The following is a 19,558-nucleotide window of genomic DNA, read 5'->3' as shown; positions in this document are numbered from 1 at the left end:
TTAAATTGTTTATATCTGAAATAGTTCATACAGAAGACTCCTTTTTGTTAAAATTATACTATAAATTCAACTTTGCAACAGAACCCTCTTTTTAATATCCCCGACTGGCAATGCCGGGATAGACTGTAACATTCTCACGCATAAAATCCCCTTTCATTTTCTAATGTAAATCTATTACCTTATTATTAATTCAATTCGCTCATAATTAATCCTTTTTCTTATTACGCAAAATGGCCCGATTTAAGCACACCCTTTATTCCGTTAATGCGCCATGACAGCCATGATAATTACTAATACTAGGAGAAGTTAATAAATACGTAACCAACATGATTAACAATTATTAGAGGTCATCGTTCAAAATGGTATGCGTTTTGACACATCCACTATATATCCGTGTCGTTCTGTCCACTCCTGAATCCCATTCCAGAAATTCTCTAGCGATTCCAGAAGTTTCTCAGAGTCGGAAAGTTGACCAGACATTACGAACTGGCACAGATGGTCATAACCTGAAGGAAGATCTGATTGCTTAACTGCTTCAGTTAAGACCGAAGCGCTCGTCGTATAACAGATGCGATGATGCAGACCAATCAACATGGCACCTGCCATTGCTACCTGTACAGTCAAGGATGGTAGAAATGTTGTCGGTCCTTGCACACGAATATTACGCCATTTGCCTGCATATTCAAACAGCTCTTCTACGATAAGGGCACAAATCGCATCGTGGAACGTTTGGGCTTCTACCGATTTAGCAGTTTGATACACTTTCTCTAAGTATCCACCTGAATCATAAATCGGCAAAATAGAGAAAAATTGACCATGTGTAAGCGGCCAATCTGATTCCACCTGAGATGCATAATCTAGTAGAATCTCTTCGCTATCAAAATTCACTTCCACCTTCCACTCACCGGTTGTCCATTCATGGCTGAACTCTGCTTCCTCTGTTGACATGACACACATCATCTCAATATCCGAATAGGGCCCATCAGTCTGACGACCAAGAGAGCCATAAACACCAATAGCCTTAACATCATCCCCATATTTATCCAATATTCGTTCCTTAATTTCATGAACAATCTTCATTCTTTCTTCTCTAGTCATTATTATTGGTCCATTCACTATTCTCATTCCCTTTTCAGATAATTTTAGATTTGCTTTTCTAAATAAGAATATTTGGAGAGCACCGTTCTTATTCAGCTATTAATAACTCGTCTTCCTAAGCATCCTTCAATCCTTTTAATAACAATTATAGCATCTAATCTTCAACAAACTGGCCCGTTTGTTGAACTACTCTTTAATAAAATAATTTTTCCGTTCCCAATTCCACATTGCAATAATAGAAAATCCATCTTCATCGGCTTTTTCGTCATCATCTGTATGAATCAAATCGCCTTCTTCTGTGTCATCAAGGTTTAATTTTTTATGTATTTCTTTTAACAAACCACCATAGGAGATTAACCTTTTACGGTGTAAACCTTCCTCCAAATCAGACAAACGTTTCAAATTCTTTTCTTCATCATCGGTCATAAAATCCGTATCCTTTACAGGATATTTTGCAGTTTCGTCAATTGCCGATTGTATATCCGATTTATATTTATTTTTCGGTCGAATCATTTGAACTTTTACATTTGGATCATAGTCTAATTTCATTGCCTTTTTCCAAAATTGAATCCATTGTTTTTGATTCACGTAGTTTTCTGTATTCTTAAAATAAGTTGGTTCCACACATACCAATACATGCATGTGCTGATTATAAGAATTATCTTTATTATTTATTGTCACTTCCGTTGCACGCATAAAACCAACAAGATTTTTATTAATTTTTTTATATTGCATCATTCGGCGAAATCCTTGAGCCATATCTGACAAACTCTTATTTAATTCTTCGCCATCATAAACATTTTTAACTGTTAATGTGAGAAACAACCAACGAACTGTTGGCTTTTGTTTAATAACTTCAGCAACAACCTTTTGTGACTGAATGCCATGTTTCATTGCTCTCCTCCAGTTGCACATTGGACAAAGCCTGGATTTACAAAACCACACTCGATACAACTTTCTTTCGCCTGTTTCACGATTTTGTTTATACTCTAATATTTCAGCACAATCTTTTACTCTTTCAGCCTTTTTAAATTCAAGAATATGCAGAAGTTCAAAGTAATCAACATTAGCGATTTTCTTTTCTCTCCATGGTCTCACTTTTCCACTTTTTGTCTTGTCCACTAAAACCCTTGATTTTTCATCTGAATAAATGCTACTATTAGGACACATAATATTAAAAGAAACCCCCATCTATTTAGTTATTTGTTTGGTCACTTATAACTTTAACAGATGGGGTTTTTCTGTGCAACCAATTTTAAGGGTTTTCAATACTTTAAAACACATACATACCAACACTTCAACGCACCTTTCAGCAACTAAAATAAAAATGACGTTATTTCTATATGTATCAAGACTCAAGAATTACGAAAAGTTAAAATTAATGACCATTTAATACAAATGGTAACCGAAGGCATGACAAAATCTTCAGCTATGGTCCATGATGAATCTCCAGCTATAGGAAGAATGATACCTTCATTAGAAGAAATGCAAGGCGACTTAAAAAAATTAGATTCTTTTAAAAAAGAATTTAATTAAGAGTTAATAATGATAACTTAAAATCACTTTTTAATTACTTTTGCATTCTTACCATATATGATGTTATACTGTATTTAACAAAGAGAGTTCCATAGGTACACCAATCCCCTCACTATTTCCGGTAGTGAGGGGATTTTTTGGTGCAGCTATGTCGCCTTATTACTTGTTACGATTGTTTAGCCAAAACGTGAAAATCGCAACAATGCATCCTGAAATCACAGGTGCAATTATACTAACAAAGAGAATTGCCATAGGTCTCACCTCCTTCCATAGTAATTTCGCCTATGGAAGTTAAGGCGACTCCATTATTATATCATCTGTGAATGTACAAACATATCTACTTCCGATAAGTTGAATTATGTGAAACGAAATTCTGATTAATTTAACAAGTTTAATGAAATCGACTTTAAAAGAGAACGAAAAACAATTGCAAAAGCAGATTGATTTTTGGCAACGTGAATTCAAATTTTGGAAGTAAATTAAATAAAGAGTCGAGTTTATTATAAACTCGATTCTTTATTTATCATTTTCGACATAGTTTTTGAGATTATCTAGTTTATCGTTCCAATATTTTTCAAAATATTTAATCCATTTTTCTACTTCTAATAACTTTTTTGGTTCAAGCTTGTATCTAGTTTCTTTTCCATATTTTTTTTTAGTAACTAATTCTGCTTGATAAAGAATATATAAATGTTTATTTACTGCTGTTCGAGAAATACTAAAATCTTGAGTAATTGATTTTATAGACATTTCATCATCTGCAAGTAATTTTATAATCTTACGACGTTTAGGATCTGCTATTGCTTGAAATACATCATATTTTGTTTTTGTATTATTCATTGGAATTTAGATATTTAGGAAGTTCAATTTTCACTATTTCGTCCCAACCGTCGTCCATAAATCCTTGTACAACAGGGTGTGGTTGACCAAACTCTGTTTCTTTTTCCTTATTCCATCCAGAATGTATAAGTGTAAATTCTGTAGTATCGTTATCTATTTTTTTTAATTTGAATGTTATTTTCCAATCTTTTCCCCAATTAAAACTTAAATTATCTTTGGGATTTAGTTCTGTTACTTTACATGGAGATTCCCCATATTCTCCAGCATAAAGAGTAAATTCTTTTCCTAATTTAGCTTCAAAATCGTTTGGCATCCACCAAGATGTTATACCTTCTGATGTTGAAACAGCATCCCAGACTTTATCTTTATTTGCTTTTAATACTACTACTTTTTCTATCTTTGGCATTTCAGTATTGTTATTCATATAAAAAGCCTCCTATTAAATATGACACCTTTTGGTGTTATATTTAATTTAACATATTTCATGTAATTATGTAATATTTTTTATAGCAACCATCATTTTGGGTTGCTTGGGATTTGATTTTGAATTGGGTTTTGAACTTATGGACTGACTTGTTCAGTCCATTTTTTGTGCTTGCACAAAAATAGGTTTGAGCCTCGCAGAGCATACGATTTAACGACTTATTGTAAAATAAGTCTAGTATGTTATTAGACCTTTATTTGACCCTGCAGGAACTAAGAGATTTATCCCTTATTTATGCCAATTTTTAAATTTGCATGTAGATGGGCAGTATTGAAACTAATACTGGGAAGTTACAACGAAATTAGGGTAAAAATTAGTTTGTTGAATGATGTCGAATTTCTACAAGCTAAAATCAAAACAAGAAGAAACTCGTTTTTAACTCGTTTCTAAAACCATAAAAAAACAGTAATAACAGAAAATATATATAATCAAAATACAATCAAAAAGGGGGATGTATATGAAATTTAGAAATATTCAAAATGAAGACTATACTGTTTGTGCTAAAAATTTAGTTTCAGCTTATGAGGGAGCTCCATGGTATAACAAATGGACTGAAAAAGAAGCATTACTTAGAATTGAAGCCACAATGAGCGGATTTAATTCTAAAGGATATGTAATTGAAGAAAATAATAAAATAATCGCAATGTGTATCGGCAGAATAGATTATTATTTCAGTGGCATGAACCAATTTTGTATAGATGAATTTCATGTTATACCTGAATTTCAAAAAAATGGCGTAGGTAAAAAATTAATGAATTCTGTCTCTGATTCACTCAAACTTGATGAAATATATAAAATTTTTCTAATTACAGGTGGAGAACTAGCAGAAAATTTTTATAAAAAAAACGGCTTCATGAAATCAGAAGAAGGAAGCATGTTGGAACTCCAACTGTAGAATTATGACTAAAAATTAAAAAGTTGCTTTATTCCAATTGCTTTATTGACGTTGAGCCTCGGAACCCTTAACAATCCCAAAACTTGTCGAATGGTCGGCTTAATAGCTCACGCTATGCCGACATTCGTCTACAAGTTTAGTTAAGGGTTCTTCTCAACATAAATAAATTTTCTCGGCATAAATGCGTAATCTAACTTTTGTCATAACGTTTAGCAAAACATAATACAAAATTAAAAAAGAGAGATGTGAAAATACCTTCACATCTCTCCTTTAACTATTACTTGATATCTATAACTTTTCTTTGACTATTTTCAGTTTTTGGTAAATATACAGATAAAATACCATCTTCAAATTTAGCTTCAATATTATCTTCATCTATATTATTAAGTGAATACATTCTCTTCACATTACTATATGATCTTTCTTTTTGAATTACTTTACCATCATTATCTTTTTCTTCATTCACCTGATTATTTTCTCCAGAAATGATTAACATACCATTTTCATAAGAAATATCTATTTGATCTTTTGAAAAGCCTGGAAGCTCAGCTTTTAATTCATATCTATCTTCTTTTTCATTAATATCAGTTTTTATAGTATTTTGGTCAGGTAAATTACTAAAAATTTGTCTTCCAAAGTCTCTAAACAATTCACTAGCAGTCATATCAAAATAATCTTTTACAAATGGTTTTAAATCATAAGCCATGATAATCACTCCTTATAATAATTAACCTATTTTTTGATTAATACTTTTGATATACTCCAAATAATTTAAATATTCTTCCCAATTACTATTAACTTCAAATTCGATAAAAGGACAAAACTCATATACACCATCAAAATTAGACATATTCTTAAAAGGAATTAGTTTTTTTGAATTTTTATCTAAATTCATATCAACCCCTCCCTACAAAGGATATAACTATTTTCACTATATATATAACATAAAGGTCAAAGATGGTCAATAATTTTTTTATTCATTTTTCACTTTATTTTTTAAATATCCAGATTCTTTTCAGATTCTCTCCTAAGAGCATAAGGGGACACAATGCCACTACGTGTCACTCAGCATAGCTGAGGTGTCTTCTTATGCTTTATACATCTCTTTTAAGCCATGTTAAAACCAAACAGATCATACGCCTAAGACACATATTCCAATTTTAAAATGTATAACCTGTATAAAAGTTTCCTGGCATCGTCAGAACTTGTATTCAGATTCTTTACAAGACTTTTATATCGGCGATTATAAAATTATAACTTCTCCAAGATTTCCCAATTTCAATTTTAAATTCTCAAATCTGCGTTATTTTTTCAAAATATACATTTTTATGCATACTTTTATTTTGAATTTTAAGGGGGTATTTTAAGCATGTTTATTTTTCCCTTACTCAAAATAACGCTTTTTATTTTTTTAAACCTTACAACGCAAATATGAGCTAAATAAGACTCAAGACAAGAAGAAACTCGTTTCAAAAAAAGATTCCTTTTTCTAAATGAAAAGGAATCTAATAAAGAAACTACTCAACATCTTCTAAAGGCAAACTCATACCTTTCCAACCTTCTAAAGCCCCAGCTAATTCATATGCTTCAAATCCATTCCTATAAAAATCTAATAAAGCTGCCTTACCTAAAATAGTACCGCCAGTCCAATCATAAACTACATATATTTTATCTTTATCTAAACTAGATAAATGATTTTTTAAATCCTTAGCAGGTATTTCAACAGAATTCTTAATTTTATCTTTTTTAACTTTTTTAGGTGCGTTTCGAACATCAATAATTACATATTTGCCTGTTCCGTTTTCCATATCTTTAAGAACTTCATGATGATTAATATACAGACTTAGAAACGTTTCTAAAAATTCTACTTTATTCAAAATAGATCATCCTTTTCTAAATTATTTTTAAGTTTATTCGCTAATCTATAAAATTCTTCTTTTTCTTGTTCGCTAAAAACTTCAAAAACCTTTGAAACAACTTCATAGTTATAAGGCAAAAATTCTTTTAATTTCCTCAACCCCAAATCTGTTAATTGAACATAATTTGTCCTCTTATCATGAGATAAAACTTCTCTTTCAACTAACCCGTTTTTCTCTAAACCCTTTAAAACTCCTGTTATAGTAGATTTCTTGCTACCTATTTTTTCAGACAAATTTGAAGGAGATAACGTCATATCTTTTTCATAAGATAATAACATCATGATTGTGAATTTAGATTCAGATAAATCGAATTTCTGTAAAAACACATCATGGTTCAATTTCATTTTTTTATACGCTTTTTGAATTTCTAAATAAAGTAAAACTGAAGTAATATCCAAATTACTATATTCATTTTTTAAATCCTTCAACTTCTCAAAAGACGGACTATCAATTAAATAAAATTCATCCAAAAAGAACACTCCCCACATTTAGTTAGGCGCCTAACTATTAAAATATAACATACCCAAAACAATTTTTCATATACTTAATTGCTTTATTGACGTTGAGCCTCGGAACCCCTAACAATCCCAAAACTTGTCGAATGGTCGGCTTAATAGCTCACGCTATGCCGACATTCGTCTGCAAGTTTAGTTAAGGGTTCTTCTCAACTTCAATAAATTTTCTCGGCATAAATGCGTCGTCTACTTTTTTCTAGAACGATTAATCAAGAAATAACCTAAAAGACCACAAATCAAAATAAATAAAAATATAAGCATTTTCTATCTCCTTTTTGGCAAAACTTTATCACAAGACTTATTAAAAAATTAAATACCCTTATTTTGAATTTTAAGGGGGTATTTTAAAGATTTAGGCATAAAACATATAGTTTTATACCTAAAAACCTACATAAGCTTTTAAAACGCAAATATGAGCCGAATAAATATATTCTAATTCTACAAACTAAAATTTGATCAAAACCAGTGACTAATTTTTTAGACACTGCCCAGTTACATGCAAATTTAAAAATTGGCATAAAAAGTGGGTAACCATGCTGGTTAAACGCTATAGTTCCTGCAGGGGCAAAATACATAAAAAAACGCTAGCTTTTTAGCTAACGTTTCACAATTTTTAAATAATAATTTTGTTTTTCAAAATTCCAAATTGCAGTAATTGAATGTGCTTTTTCTTCTTCGTCTGTCGTTTTATCTTCGTCACTTGTATTAATTAAATTACCATCTTCGGCATCGTCTAAGTTTAAAATTTTATGTTTTTGTTTAAGCAATCCACCATAACTCAACATACGTTTTCGGTATAAACCTTTTTCTAAGTCACTAACAATTTCTGAATCTTTTTCACTATCTCCGGTTAAATAATCCGATGACTTAACCGAATATTTTGAGGTCTCTTTGATTGCTGCAAGCTTATTTAATTTACTGATTAAAAATATTATATTTCGCCATATTTTGTCTTCTCATATCGACTGAATAGCTTTCTTCAAGTTCACTTAAAATTGTTCGCATTAAGTACCCTTGCATCGAACTGATCGTTTCCTTTTGGCCTTTAACCCCTCTATCATGTATCGCTTTTTTTACTCTTTTTAAAGCTATTAATATTTCATCTTCAATATGTTCTAACATGTAGTAAGTATCATCATGGTTTGAATTAAATGATTTTTTAGCTTTAAGAATTACACTTTTTATAATTTCTAAATCTGTATAACTGTAATTTAATAAATAAGACGTAAGTTGATCTGGGAACTCTTGGAGTAGTATTTCTTTATCATCTTGATTACCAAAGTTATTTAAAAATTGATTTGGCTGATTTGAATGAGTATGGTCTATTGAAATATTGTTGTAGGTATCATTCAGGTCATTCATATCATTATGCTCAGTCTCTATATAATCAGTATTATTTAAATTAGTATCATTTGATTTTGATTTTCGAAATTCTTGTTTTTTGACTTTCAAAATTCCAGAATTTTGATTTTCATCACTCTGGAATTTTGATTTTCGAAATTCCTTGATATCATTAAGTTTAGATGGTTTTTTGGGCTCTAGTATATATATTTTATTTGGTTTGTTTAACCCCATTCTTTCTTGTTCTAAAAGATTAAAACTTTCTAATTCTTTTTTAATTTTAGTTACTTTTTGAGTTCCACAATTTAAAAGATTACATAAATCTTTAGTAGTAAATATTAAATATACATTGCCATTTTGATCAATCCAATTATTTATTTTAGATAATTCGAATCGGTCTCTAAATATACAGTAAGCAATTTTTGCAGAGTCACTAAGCTTTCTAAAATAATCATCTTCAAATAAAAATTTATATAGTTTATAAAATCTTTCTTGTTCAAATTCTTGTATTGTAATTCTTTTAAAATTTGACATAATAAAAACCTCTTTCCGAAATTTAGTTTGGTAAGAGGTAATAAAACGCTTTATATAGCTTTACATTTATTTAAAGATTTAGGCGCTTGCACTAAGATGTTATTCATTATATAATACAAGTATAAATTTGATATTAAACAAACGTGCTATAACGTTTTATTACCAACCCCCGACTATTACCAGTAGTTGGGGGTTTTTGATATGTTAATTATATTATAGCACTTTAAATAGGGTTGTAAAAGGAGAAGATAGACGATTGTCAAAGGTTGATAAAGGTTTGACAAAGTATTGATAAATCTTATTAACCCTAGATAAAACATTGATAAGCTATTTTTTGTTTTCCTTAATGTATATTTGTATTTCAGTGGTTACAGTTATATAATAGGGTATAAAGGTTTGACAAACTATTTATAAAGGTTTGATTGTATGAAAAGTGTGAAAATGTTGAGTGAGGAATTAAAGGTTAGTAAGCAAACAATTTTTAATAATATTAAACGACTAAATATAGAGACAATAAAACAGGAAAATACTTCATTTATTAAAGACGATACTGATATAGAAAGAATCATTCAAAGGGTAAATGAAAATAAAAAAAAATATGGTTTCGAAAGTAATACAGCGGATATAAAAAATAATGAATCGGATAATGTTGAGTCTGAAAATGATGCTCAGATAATAGAAATACTTAAACATCAAATTGACACCTTAAATAGGCAAATTGAAAAACAAGAAAGTCGTCATGAAACAACATTAGAATTCTATAGAAAAGAGTTACAGGAAAGATCAAAGTTGCTTGAAAATCAACAAATATTAGCTTTAGAAAGCAATAAAAAAATTCAAAAACTAGAAAACCAATTAGAGGAAGAGAGACACCTTAATTATCCCCTTGATACATCTAATAACGATAGAAAAAACGTTGATGTACAAGAAACTACAGATACTACTAATTCTGTAAACATTAATCAAGACCAAGAATCAGAGATGCAATATGAGGATATATCTGAGAGACAAAGTCATGAAAGTACACAAGATGATCTATCTAATTCAAATGACAATGATAGTGATATTGAAGAAAAAAGTGAAGAAACGCAACAAAAAAAAGGATTCTGGAACCGTTTATTTGGTAGCTAATTATTGTTTTAAAATCTATATTTATTAAAAAAACGCTACAAGTTAAAGAACTTGCAGCGTTTTTTATATCATATATTTAATTTTTGATATGTTAATATTTAATTATACTTAAATTTAATAGGGTGGAGCGATTAATTTGGGATACCAAAGTGAATATGGTTTAGAAGAAAATGTGATTAAACAGCTACAAGATTTGGGGTATGAGCGTGTATTATTGCGCAACGAAACACAATTAAAAGAGAATTTTAGACGTATTTTAAATGAACGAAATGCAGATAAGTTAGAGGGTACGCCTATATCAGATAGTGAGTTTAAACGTATCATGATTGATATAAGTGATAAAAGCGTATTTGAAAGCGCTCAAATATTAAGGGATAAATACGTACTAGAACGTGACGATGAAACAAAAGTTTATCTTAGCTTAATGAATATAAAAAAGTGGTGTCAAAATACATTTCAAGTCACAAATCAAGTGAGTGTAAATGATACACACAAAAGTCGTTATGATGTAACTGTTTTAATTAATGGATTACCTTTGGTTCAAATTGAACTTAAACGTAGTGGCGTTGCGATTACAGAAGCTTTTAATCAGATTGAACGTTATCGCCGTCAAAACTATACAGGGCTATTCAGATTCATACAAATGTTTGTTGTGAGTAATAAAATGGAAACACGCTACTACGCGAATAGCGATCAAAAAATCATGAAAAGTCATATGTTCTACTGGAGCGATGAAAAAAATGAGCGTATTAATGTGCTTAAAGATTTTATTGAATCTTTCTTAGAACCGTGCCATATTGCTAAAATGATTAGCCGTTATATGATTATTAATGAAACAGATAAAATATTAATGGCCTTGAGACCGTATCAAGTTTATGCTGTAGAGGCTTTGTTAAATCGAGCTATAGAAACAAATAACAATGGTTATATTTGGCATACAACAGGGAGTGGTAAAACCCTCACATCGTTTAAAGCCAGTCAAATATTAGCGCAAGAACCAGATATTAAGAAAGTTATATTCTTAGTCGATCGCAAAGACCTAGATGGTCAAACTTTAGGGGAATTTAATAAGTTTGAGTCAGATTCTGTTGATAGGACGTTCAATACTAAAAAGTTACTCAAACAAATGGATGATCCTACACGGAAACTAATTGTTACGACGATTCAAAAAATGGATAATGCGATTAAATCAGGACATCCAGCAATGGAACGTTATAAAGAAGATAAAGTCGTTTTTATTATTGACGAATGCCATCGAACACAATTTGGTTCAATGCACCGTATCATCAGACAACATTTCGGAAACGCCCAATACTTTGGTTTTACGGGAACACCTAGATTTGAAGAGAATGCGAGTCAAGATGGACGCGCGACTGCGGATATTTTTGGAGAATGTCTACACCATTATCTAATCAAAGATGCGATTAGAGATGGTAACGTGCTAGGTTTTTCTGTTGAATATATGAATACGTTTGACCGTAGTGAAAAAATTATCGAAGATGGTTATGTTAATAAAATTAATGAAGCTGAAATATGGATGGCAGACGAACGTGTTCAAAAAGTAGCAGAACATATTATTGCGAATCATAATAAAAAAACACGTGATCAAATGTACACAGGTATGTTGACCGTTCAAAGTATTCCAATGGCGATTCAATATTATCGTGTTTTCCAAAAATTGAAGAAACAAGGTGTACATAACCTTAATGTCACGACAATATTCAGTTATCAAGATAACGAAGCCATAGATGATACGATGGATGAACAAACAAGAAGAGATATATTAGAAGGTATCATTCAAACGTATAATGAGACCTTTGATAAAAATTTCTCAACGGATACGTTTGATGGTTACTTCAATGATGTATCAAACCGTGTCAAAAAAGGATTACCCAATCAAAAATTAGATATTCTTATTGTTGTCGATATGTTCTTAACAGGCTTTGATAGTAAAAAATTGAATACGTTATATGTTGATCGTAATTTACAACATCATACGCTTATTCAAGCTTACTCACGTACCAATCGTGTGGAAGAGCCAACGAAACCCTATGGAAATATTGTTGCTTATAGAAACTTAAAAGAAAAAACGGATGAGGCTATTGAGCTTTTCTCTAAAACAGACAATACCGATACGGTATTGAGCTTATCGTTCCAAGCGTACTTAACGAAATTTAAACAGGCTCTGATCGAACTATTTGAATTAGCTGAAACACCTCAAGCCGTAGACCAATTAGAAAGAGAAGAAGATCAGCGTGATTTTGTAATCGCATATCGTGAGTTAGCCAAGCATATGCAAAAGTTAAAAACGTTTGATGAATTTGCATTTGATAAGGAAATGTTAGGTATTGATGAACAAACATATGAAGATTATAAAGGTAAATATTTAGATATCTATGATAAAGTGATGCGACCTGATAAAGAAACTCTAGAGGGAGAATCTATATTAGACAATATTGATTTTAATATTGAGATTTTACGAAATGATTTGATTAATGTTCAGTATATTTTAGATTTATTAAATCAAATTGATTTAAGTGATACAGAACAACAAGAAAAAGACATTAAAGAGATTCGTAAAGTGCTTGATAAAGCTGACGATGACCAATTGAGATTGAAATCCGATTTAATTCGAACATTCCTAGATAAAGTCGTACCAAACTTAAATGAAGGTGATTCAATTGATGATGCTTATTATAATTATGAATCTAAAGTGAAGGTCGGAGAGCTGGAACAATTTTCTGAGGAAACAGATTATCCGTTAGAATTATTGAAATCGTTAGTTAAGGAATTTGAATTTAGTGGTCATTTAAATAATAACTTAATTGAAGAAGGCGTTTCTGGCGGCCTTTTAATACGTACTAAAAAAATAAAGCGTGTTAAATCATTTATCAAAGATATGGTTAAAAAATATAGTGTTTAATAAAAACAAGTGTAGTTTTAAAAAACTACACTTGTTTTTATTTTGAAATCATGCTACATTTGTTTTGTAGAAAAACAAAACTACAGGAGGTCTGGTATGTTAAAAGATTATGTTAATTATCAAAGTGGCACATTAATACAGCGCTTAGAAGTTGATGAGAGTGACCTGGGGAATCGTTATATGGTATATGATCAAAATATGTTAGATATAGATTTAGGGTTAACCATAGATGATACATATCAACCTAGAGTCATCAAATTAAAAGATACATCAAGAGCAACCGTTGTACGTAAAGATGATATTGTCCTAAGTATGATGACAGGTGAGTGCACCTTAGTGAGCTCAAGACACGATGGTTCAATTTTACCTTATAACTATACAAAAATTGAAGTTACTTCAGACTTATTGGAACCTGCTTTTTTAGTCTATTGGTTTCAACTAGCACCAGAGGTACAATCACAATATAAGCAATATATGCAAGGTGGCTCAACAATAAAAAAACTAACACATCAACAGTTAAAATCACTCTATATTACCTTACCTTCAATTGAACGACAACGGTTGATTGGGCAAATTGGTATTAAAGAAAAACAATTAAACGTATTAAAACAAAGGCAAAGTCGATTAAAAAAGCAATTCTTATCTAACACTTTATTCAAGGAGGACAATTAAATGTCTATTACGGAAAAACAACGCCAACAACAAGCTGAATTACAAAAAAATCTATGGTCTATCGCTGATGACTTACGTGGCAATATGGATGCCAACGAGTTTAAAAACTATATCTTAGGTATGATTTTTTATCGTTTCTTAAGTGAAAAAATTGAAGAACAAGCACAAATACTCTTAGCTGAAGACAATATAGATTATGAAACTGCGATGGCAGATGAAGATTATAGACCCGTCTTAGAACAAGAATTTATTTCACGTATTGGTTATGTGATTGAACCACAATATCTATTTGGTCACTTAGTTAAAAAAATTGAGAAACAAGCTTTTGAAATGGAAGACCTGAGCAATGCGATTAAAAACATAGAAAATTCTACACGGGGTCATGATAGTGAAGATGACTTTATTCACTTATTTGATGATTTAGACCTTAATTCTTCACGTTTGGGTAACTCTAATGCTGCACGTACAAAATTGATTTCAAAAGTAATGATGAAGATATCTACATTACCTTTTGTTCATAGTGATATGGAAATCGATATGTTAGGTGATGCTTATGAGTACTTAATTGGTCAATTCGCAGCAAGCTCGGGTAAAAAAGCTGGCGAATTCTATACACCACAACAAGTTTCAACAATTTTAGCTAAAATTGTAACCGCAAATAAGAAAGATATTAAGAGCGTTTATGACCCTACATGTGGATCGGGGTCATTACTCCTTCGTGTTGGGCGTGAAGCTAATGTACGTCAATATTATGGTCAAGAGTACAATAGTACAACGTATAACTTAGCTCGTATGAACATGTTATTACATGATGTTAACTATGCGAATTTTAAGATTGAAAATGGGGATACGATAGAAGATCCGGCTATTTCAGACGAACGTTTTGAAGCTGTTGTTGCAAATCCACCTTATAGTGCGAAATGGAGCTCAGATCCACAATTCTTAGAAGACCCACGTTTTAGTAATTATGGGAAATTAGCACCTAAATCAAAAGCAGATTTTGCATTCATTCAACATATGATTTACCACTTAGATGATAATGGCACAATGGCTGTTGTTTTACCACATGGTGTATTATTCCGTGGCGCAGCTGAAGGTGTTATTCGTCAGTATTTAATTAAAGAAAAAAATTATTTAGACGCAATTATTGGTTTACCATCCAACTTATTCTTTGGGACATCGATACCGACAAGCATATTAGTATTTAAAAAATGTCGTGAAGCTGATGATAATGTACTGTTTATTGATGCCTCGCAATCATTTGAAAAAGGAAAAAATCAAAACCATTTAACAACCGAAGATGTAGAAAAAATTGTTGAAACGTATAAAAACCGCGAAACATTAGATAAATATAGTTATGCGGCAAGTTTAGAAGAAATCGCAGAAAATGACTATAACCTTAATATTCCAAGATATGTCGATACATTTGAAGAAGAAGAACCTATTGATTTAGAACAAGTTCAAAAAGACTTAAATAGTATCGATGATGAAATTAAAGCAGTTGAGCAAGAAATAGAAGGCTTCTTAAAAGAATTAGGAGTGGTGACACATGACTAATGAACTGAAGAATGTACCAGAATTAAGATTCCCAGAGTTTGAAGGGGAGTGGGAAAATAGTAAATTAGGAACTGTTGCGAATGTTTATGATGGAACTCATCAAACACCGAAATATACAAGTGAAGGTATTAAATTTCTATCTGTTGAAAATATAAAAACCTTAAATTCTAATAAATTTATTTCTAAAGAAGCATTTGAAAAGGAATTTAAAATTCGTCCGGAATTCGGTGATGTTTTAATGACTCGTATAGGAGATGTTGGGACACCAAATGTTGTAGAAACAAACGAATATTTAGCCTACTATGTAAGTTTAGCATTATTAAAACCAAAGAAATTAAATTCTTATTTTCTAGAATCATTAATTCGTTCTCAATCAGTTCAAAATGAATTATGGAGAAAGACATTGCATATAGCATTTCCCAAAAAAATTAACAAGAATGAAATAGCTAAAGTAGAAATTAATTATCCTGAACAACAGGAACAACAAAAAATCGGTGAATTTTTCAGCAAACTTGACCGACAAATTGAATTAGAGGAACAAAAGTTAGCGAAATTAGAAGAACAGAAAAAGGGATATATGCAAAAGATTTTTTCACAGGAATTAAGATTTAAAGATGAGAATGGGAATGATTATCCAGAATGGGAAATAAAAAAACTTATGCAAATAGCTAAAGTTAAGACTGGAAGTAAAAATGTTCAAGATAATATACAAGATGGAAAATTTAAATTTTTTGACCGCTCTGTAGAAGTTAAATATTTAAATACTTTTGATTTTGATGAAACAGCGATTATATATCCAGGTGAAGGAAGTAAATTTTTACCAAGATACTTTAGTGGGAAATACTCCTTACATCAAAGAGCTTATAGTATTTACGATATTAATATTAATAATAATTATCTTTACTATTATCTGTCATTACAAAATAATCATTTCTTAAAATATGCTGTTGGATCAACAGTTAAATCTCTTCGAATGTCAGGTTTTGATAAGCTCAAAGTGATGGTGCCAAAAAATTCTGAACAAGAAAAAATAGGAGATTTTTTCAATGAACTAGATGAATTAATAGAAAAACAATCGAGTAAAATTGGTGTATTAAAACAACGCAAAAAAGGTTTTTTACAGAAGATGTTTGTGTAGTTCTGATAACGACCTATTATGTTAACTAACTATTTAACTTGTCTTATATAAGCCGGTGGTGGACATTGTTTTTGTTACGATAAAAAAAATGATATATTAGAGTCATAATAATAGAGGAGGATTCATATGAAGTGCTTATATAAAAATTGGGGAATTTATTTGAGGTGAAAGAATAACTAACCCCTTAAACTTCAATCACCTCGAGCAAAAGAGGTAAAAGTTGAACTATATAAACAATAAAATTAAAAGCTTAAGTTATAATATTTTATTTTGGCTCTGTATTCTTTCATTTTTTAGCGTATTAAATGAAATGGTTTTAAACGTTTCACTTCCTGATATAGCTATTTCTTTTAATACTTCACCTGCTATTACTAATTGGGTTAATACTGCCTACATGCTAACTTTTTCAATTGGTACAGCAGTATACGGCAAATTATCTGATCAAGTAAGCATTAAAAAACTACTTATTTTAGGGATTATTTTAAGTTGCTTAGGCTCATTAATTGGATTTTTTGGTCATAAACATTTTTTAATTTTAATTTTAGGTAGGTTAATACAAGGAATAGGTTCTGCTGCGTTTCCTTCTCTTGTTATGGTTGTCGTATCACGTAATATAACTAAAGCAAAACAAGGGAAGGCATTTGGATTTATAGGATCAATTGTTGCATTGGGTGAAGGAATAGGGCCTTCAATAGGAGGCGTTGTAACTCATTATATTCATTGGTCATATTTACTTATAATACCTATTTTCACATTAATAACCATTCCTTTTCTTAATAAAATCATGGAACCTGGCGAATCTCAAAAAGGAGATTTAGATATATTAGGGATCCTTTTAATGTCTATAAGTATCATAAGTTTTATGTTATTTACAACAAGTTACAAATGGTTTTATTTAATAACCTTTGTTATTTTCTTTATCATTTTTATTAAACATATTGTAAAAGTTACCCATCCTTTTATTGACCCAGCTTTGCGGAAGAACCCATCATTTATTTTTGGATTGATTTCAGGAGCTCTTATATTTGCTACTGTAGCCGGATTTATCTCAATGGTTCCTTATATGATGAAAGCTCTTTACCATATAAACGCCGCGACAATTGGGAACAATGTTATTCTTCCTGGTACTATAAGTGTTATTATATTTGGATATATTGGTGGATACTTAGTAGATAAAAAAGGTGCTTTGTTTGTCTTTGTTATAGGTTCGCTATTTATATCTATTAGTTTTCTTGTTATTGCATTTTTTGTTGAATTAAATTTGTGGGTAACAACCATCTCTTTCATTTTTGTCATGGGAGGACTTTCATTTACAAAAACTGTTATATCAACGATAGTTTCTAGTAGCCTTTCTCATGAAGAAGTCGGTTCTGGTATGAGCTTATTAAATTTTACTAGTTTTTTATCAGAAGGCACAGGCATTATAATAATGGGCGGATTACTATCAACACAATTTTTAAATTATAATTTCCTTTCAGAATTCATTACTTTTTCCACCAACCTTTACAGTAATATCCTTATTGGTTGTACAATTATAATTGCACTTTGTTGTTTGTTAACATTTATATTATTTAATCGTACAGTAAAACAACACACTTAAACTCAAAATTATAAATATATTGTTATTACTGTCGTAGTAAATTTATAGGATATAAGGAAATAGCATAGCGTTATCTTTCTAACCATATAAAACACCTCATATTTATTTGTGAGGTGTTTTATTATGTGTATTGTTGATTTAGAGTAAACCCTAATCAGTCAGTGAGAAATGTTGTTTTTTTAAGGTTTAAATTGTATGATTAGGGTGTAACAAAAAGGTGGTGAGATTTTGAAAATTGGTTATGCCCGAGTATCATCTAAAAATCAGAATTTAGATAGACAAATTGAAGTACTGAAAGCAAATGGTGCAGAAAAAATATTTACTGAAAAACAATCAGGAAAAAATATTAAAGAAAGACCAGTATTTCAAGAAGTAATGAATTTTGTACGAGAAGAAGATACTTTAATAGTCGATGCATTAGATAGGCTAGGCAGAAATTATGATGAAGTAATTAAAACAGTAGATTTTCTTAAAGAAAAAAATGTTAGATTAATAATTACAAGCCTACCAATGATGAATGAAATTATCGGTAATGAATTGTTAGATAAATTCTTAAAAAATTTAATTATTCAATTACTGGCAATGATTTCAGAACAAGAACGAAATGATAGCAGACGTAGACAGGCTGATGGAATAGCTGTTGCAAAATCTAAAGGTATATATAAAGGGCGACCCAAATTATATAGTCCTATTGCTAAAGACCCACATAAACAGGCAGTATATTATCGTGTTGTTAGTTTTTTAGATCAAGGTATGGCAATTAGTAAAATTGCTAAAAAAGTAGGATTATCAAGACAAACCATATATAGAATAAAAAAAGATTATCAAAGTGGAATATATAAAGATATAGATAATTAATTTATTATGGAGGTAATCGTTATGAGTAAATCAGGAGATTTCAGAGAGTACCCTAAAATTTTAAAAATAGAGAATGATGGAAGAATCATTGCTTTAGATAAACATGGTAGAGTAAACAGTCAATTTTATACAAACACAATAACTGATGAAGATTCGATAAAAGTTTTCGGTTTGAAATTTAAATTATTATATCATGATTATGTTAATGATAATTTAAGTAGAGTTGAAAAAAATAAAGATTCATATAATGAAAATATATCAACAAGAAATCGACCGGAAGATTACTATAATGAACGTGATTTTAGACGTGATTTAGAACAGCAGCAAGAGAACACTAAAGCTAAAAGAAAAAATAAATGGTTAGTAGCAGTCATTGTAGTATTATTGATTGGTTTAGTAATATTGTTGTTTAAATCATGTAGCAATGGAAATGAGCAACAACCTACAGATAATAATGATACATCACAAGAACAAATTGATAATGGCCAATCAAATAATGATAAAGTCCGTATAATTG

Annotated in this window: 19 protein-coding genes and 3 pseudogenes; 11 read left to right on the top strand and 11 right to left on the bottom strand. The window is 30.4% G+C overall.

From position 1 onward, the window contains the following. Positions 1–354: 354 nt before the first annotated feature. Together aadD1 and JVU85_RS03740 are read right to left on the bottom strand one after the other, a co-directional pair. Complete coding sequence (gene aadD1 / locus JVU85_RS03745; RefSeq protein WP_001014230.1) at positions 355–1,116, bottom strand: aminoglycoside O-nucleotidyltransferase ANT(4')-Ia; 762 nt, start codon at positions 1,114–1,116, stop codon at positions 355–357. A 168-nt stretch (positions 1,117–1,284) separates the two neighbouring features. Next, positions 1,285–2,268: a protein rep gene (locus JVU85_RS03740; protein ID WP_000336291.1), complete on the bottom strand. Its 984-nt coding sequence runs from the start codon at positions 2,266–2,268 to the stop codon at positions 1,285–1,287. A gap of 243 nt (positions 2,269–2,511) precedes the next feature. Between JVU85_RS03740 and JVU85_RS14035 the strand changes: the two genes are divergently transcribed. Further along, a complete protein-coding gene (locus JVU85_RS14035) occupies positions 2,512–2,634 on the top strand; it encodes a hypothetical protein (protein WP_275427743.1) in 123 nt (40 codons plus the stop codon). A 159-nt stretch (positions 2,635–2,793) separates the two neighbouring features. Here JVU85_RS14035 and JVU85_RS03735 read toward each other — a convergent pair whose 3' ends face one another. Continuing rightward, on the bottom strand, positions 2,794–2,886 hold the full coding sequence (locus JVU85_RS03735) for a type I toxin-antitoxin system Fst family toxin (RefSeq protein WP_023016171.1): 93 nt from the start codon (positions 2,884–2,886) through the stop codon (positions 2,794–2,796). A 124-nt stretch (positions 2,887–3,010) separates the two neighbouring features. Here JVU85_RS03735 and JVU85_RS03730 point away from each other — a divergent pair. Beyond that, positions 3,011–3,112, top strand: a pseudogene (locus tag JVU85_RS03730) (replication initiation factor domain-containing protein); the annotation flags it as partial. Between the two features lie 38 nt (positions 3,113–3,150). On the opposite strand, the gene JVU85_RS03725 reads toward JVU85_RS03730, so the two are convergent. Then, positions 3,151–3,474, bottom strand: a complete 324-nt coding sequence (locus tag JVU85_RS03725) for an ArsR/SmtB family transcription factor (RefSeq protein WP_204171675.1) — start codon at positions 3,472–3,474, stop codon at positions 3,151–3,153. Next, positions 3,467–3,898: an SRPBCC family protein gene (locus tag JVU85_RS03720; RefSeq protein WP_204171674.1), complete on the bottom strand. Its 432-nt coding sequence runs from the start codon at positions 3,896–3,898 to the stop codon at positions 3,467–3,469. Before JVU85_RS03720 ends, JVU85_RS03725 begins: the two co-directional genes overlap by 8 nt. 517 nt (positions 3,899–4,415) lie before the next feature. On the opposite strand from JVU85_RS03720, the gene JVU85_RS03715 reads away from it, so the two are divergent. Further along, positions 4,416–4,853 carry a GNAT family N-acetyltransferase gene (locus JVU85_RS03715; protein WP_204171673.1) on the top strand — a complete coding sequence of 146 codons (438 nt, stop codon included), beginning with the start codon at positions 4,416–4,418 and terminating at the stop codon, positions 4,851–4,853. Between the two features lie 277 nt (positions 4,854–5,130). On the opposite strand, the gene JVU85_RS03710 is transcribed toward JVU85_RS03715, so the two are convergent. The 6 genes and pseudogenes from JVU85_RS03710 to JVU85_RS03685 form a co-directional block, all read right to left on the bottom strand. After that, positions 5,131–5,559 carry an Hsp20/alpha crystallin family protein gene (locus JVU85_RS03710; protein ID WP_204171672.1) on the bottom strand — a complete coding sequence of 143 codons (429 nt, stop codon included), beginning with the start codon at positions 5,557–5,559 and terminating at the stop codon, positions 5,131–5,133. 21 nt (positions 5,560–5,580) lie between these two features. After that, positions 5,581–5,748, bottom strand: a complete 168-nt coding sequence (locus JVU85_RS03705; RefSeq protein WP_204171671.1) for a hypothetical protein — start codon at positions 5,746–5,748, stop codon at positions 5,581–5,583. A 622-nt stretch (positions 5,749–6,370) separates the two neighbouring features. Next, the gene (locus JVU85_RS03700) at positions 6,371–6,730 is read right to left on the bottom strand and encodes a rhodanese-like domain-containing protein (protein WP_170172423.1); all 360 of its coding nucleotides are present in this window, start codon (positions 6,728–6,730) and stop codon (positions 6,371–6,373) included. After that, a complete protein-coding gene (locus JVU85_RS03695; RefSeq protein ID WP_170172422.1) occupies positions 6,727–7,242 on the bottom strand; it encodes a MarR family winged helix-turn-helix transcriptional regulator in 516 nt (171 codons plus the stop codon). Before JVU85_RS03695 ends, JVU85_RS03700 begins: the two co-directional genes overlap by 4 nt. 641 nt (positions 7,243–7,883) lie before the next feature. Beyond that, positions 7,884–8,189 (bottom strand): annotated as a pseudogene (locus JVU85_RS03690) (protein rep); the annotation flags it as partial. A gap of 13 nt (positions 8,190–8,202) precedes the next feature. Continuing rightward, complete coding sequence (locus JVU85_RS03685) at positions 8,203–9,162, bottom strand: replication initiator protein A (RefSeq protein WP_170172421.1); 960 nt, start codon at positions 9,160–9,162, stop codon at positions 8,203–8,205. Positions 9,163–9,588: 426 nt separating this feature from the next. Between JVU85_RS03685 and JVU85_RS03680 the strand changes: the two genes are divergently transcribed. From JVU85_RS03680 to JVU85_RS03645, 8 genes and pseudogenes are all read left to right on the top strand, one after another. Continuing rightward, positions 9,589–10,293 carry a DUF536 domain-containing protein gene (locus tag JVU85_RS03680; protein ID WP_170172429.1) on the top strand — a complete coding sequence of 235 codons (705 nt, stop codon included), beginning with the start codon at positions 9,589–9,591 and terminating at the stop codon, positions 10,291–10,293. A gap of 136 nt (positions 10,294–10,429) precedes the next feature. Continuing rightward, positions 10,430–13,216 (top strand): type I restriction endonuclease subunit R, encoded by a 2,787-nt coding sequence (locus tag JVU85_RS03675; RefSeq protein ID WP_170172428.1) that lies wholly within the window; start codon positions 10,430–10,432, stop codon positions 13,214–13,216. Between the two features lie 96 nt (positions 13,217–13,312). After that, positions 13,313–13,888 (top strand): restriction endonuclease subunit S, encoded by a 576-nt coding sequence (locus tag JVU85_RS03670; RefSeq protein ID WP_107643531.1) that lies wholly within the window; start codon positions 13,313–13,315, stop codon positions 13,886–13,888. Then, on the top strand, positions 13,889–15,445 hold the full coding sequence (locus tag JVU85_RS03665) for a type I restriction-modification system subunit M (protein ID WP_170172427.1): 1,557 nt from the start codon (positions 13,889–13,891) through the stop codon (positions 15,443–15,445). It abuts the gene before it with no gap. Next, positions 15,438–16,583 carry a restriction endonuclease subunit S gene (locus JVU85_RS03660; RefSeq protein ID WP_170172426.1) on the top strand — a complete coding sequence of 382 codons (1,146 nt, stop codon included), beginning with the start codon at positions 15,438–15,440 and terminating at the stop codon, positions 16,581–16,583. The genes JVU85_RS03665 and JVU85_RS03660 overlap by 8 nt, the downstream gene beginning before the upstream one ends. A 220-nt stretch (positions 16,584–16,803) precedes the next feature. Next, positions 16,804–18,183, top strand: a complete 1,380-nt coding sequence (locus tag JVU85_RS03655) for a tetracycline efflux MFS transporter Tet(63) (RefSeq protein ID WP_050437591.1) — start codon at positions 16,804–16,806, stop codon at positions 18,181–18,183. Between the two features lie 228 nt (positions 18,184–18,411). Beyond that, positions 18,412–19,041, top strand: coding sequence for a recombinase family protein (locus JVU85_RS03650; RefSeq protein ID WP_031588345.1), 630 nt, complete (start codon positions 18,412–18,414; stop codon positions 19,039–19,041). A gap of 21 nt (positions 19,042–19,062) precedes the next feature. Then, positions 19,063–19,558: pseudogene (locus JVU85_RS03645) on the top strand (hypothetical protein); the annotation flags it as partial.

It is taken from the genome of Staphylococcus sp. GDY8P72P (genome assembly GCF_016890655.1).
GTDB classification, from domain to species: domain Bacteria; phylum Bacillota; class Bacilli; order Staphylococcales; family Staphylococcaceae; genus Staphylococcus; species Staphylococcus arlettae.
Note: the sequence above shows the minus strand (reverse complement) of the source record. Positions and strands in the feature narration are given on the sequence as shown.

Bases quoted from the DNA above. Each gene is read 5' to 3' on its own strand.
- JVU85_RS03740 (WP_000336291.1), bottom strand. From the start codon at position 2,268: ATGTGTCCTAATAGTAGCATTTATTCAGATGAAAAATCAAGGGTTTTA.
- JVU85_RS14035 (WP_275427743.1), top strand. From the start codon at position 2,512: ATGACAAAATCTTCAGCTATGGTCCATGATGAATCTCCAGCTATAGGA.
- JVU85_RS03715 (WP_204171673.1), top strand. From the start codon at position 4,416: ATGAAATTTAGAAATATTCAAAATGAAGACTATACTGTTTGTGCTAAA.
- JVU85_RS03705 (WP_204171671.1), bottom strand. From the start codon at position 5,748: ATGAATTTAGATAAAAATTCAAAAAAACTAATTCCTTTTAAGAATATG.
- JVU85_RS03660 (WP_170172426.1), top strand. From the start codon at position 15,438: ATGACTAATGAACTGAAGAATGTACCAGAATTAAGATTCCCAGAGTTT.
- JVU85_RS03680 (WP_170172429.1), top strand. From the start codon at position 9,589: ATGAAAAGTGTGAAAATGTTGAGTGAGGAATTAAAGGTTAGTAAGCAA.
- JVU85_RS03725 (WP_204171675.1), bottom strand. From the start codon at position 3,474: ATGAATAATACAAAAACAAAATATGATGTATTTCAAGCAATAGCAGAT.
- JVU85_RS03710 (WP_204171672.1), bottom strand. From the start codon at position 5,559: ATGGCTTATGATTTAAAACCATTTGTAAAAGATTATTTTGATATGACT.
- JVU85_RS03685 (WP_170172421.1), bottom strand. From the start codon at position 9,162: ATGTCAAATTTTAAAAGAATTACAATACAAGAATTTGAACAAGAAAGA.
- JVU85_RS03665 (WP_170172427.1), top strand. From the start codon at position 13,889: ATGTCTATTACGGAAAAACAACGCCAACAACAAGCTGAATTACAAAAA.
- JVU85_RS03720 (WP_204171674.1), bottom strand. From the start codon at position 3,898: ATGAATAACAATACTGAAATGCCAAAGATAGAAAAAGTAGTAGTATTA.
- JVU85_RS03735 (WP_023016171.1), bottom strand. From the start codon at position 2,886: ATGGCAATTCTCTTTGTTAGTATAATTGCACCTGTGATTTCAGGATGC.
- JVU85_RS03670 (WP_107643531.1), top strand. From the start codon at position 13,313: ATGTTAAAAGATTATGTTAATTATCAAAGTGGCACATTAATACAGCGC.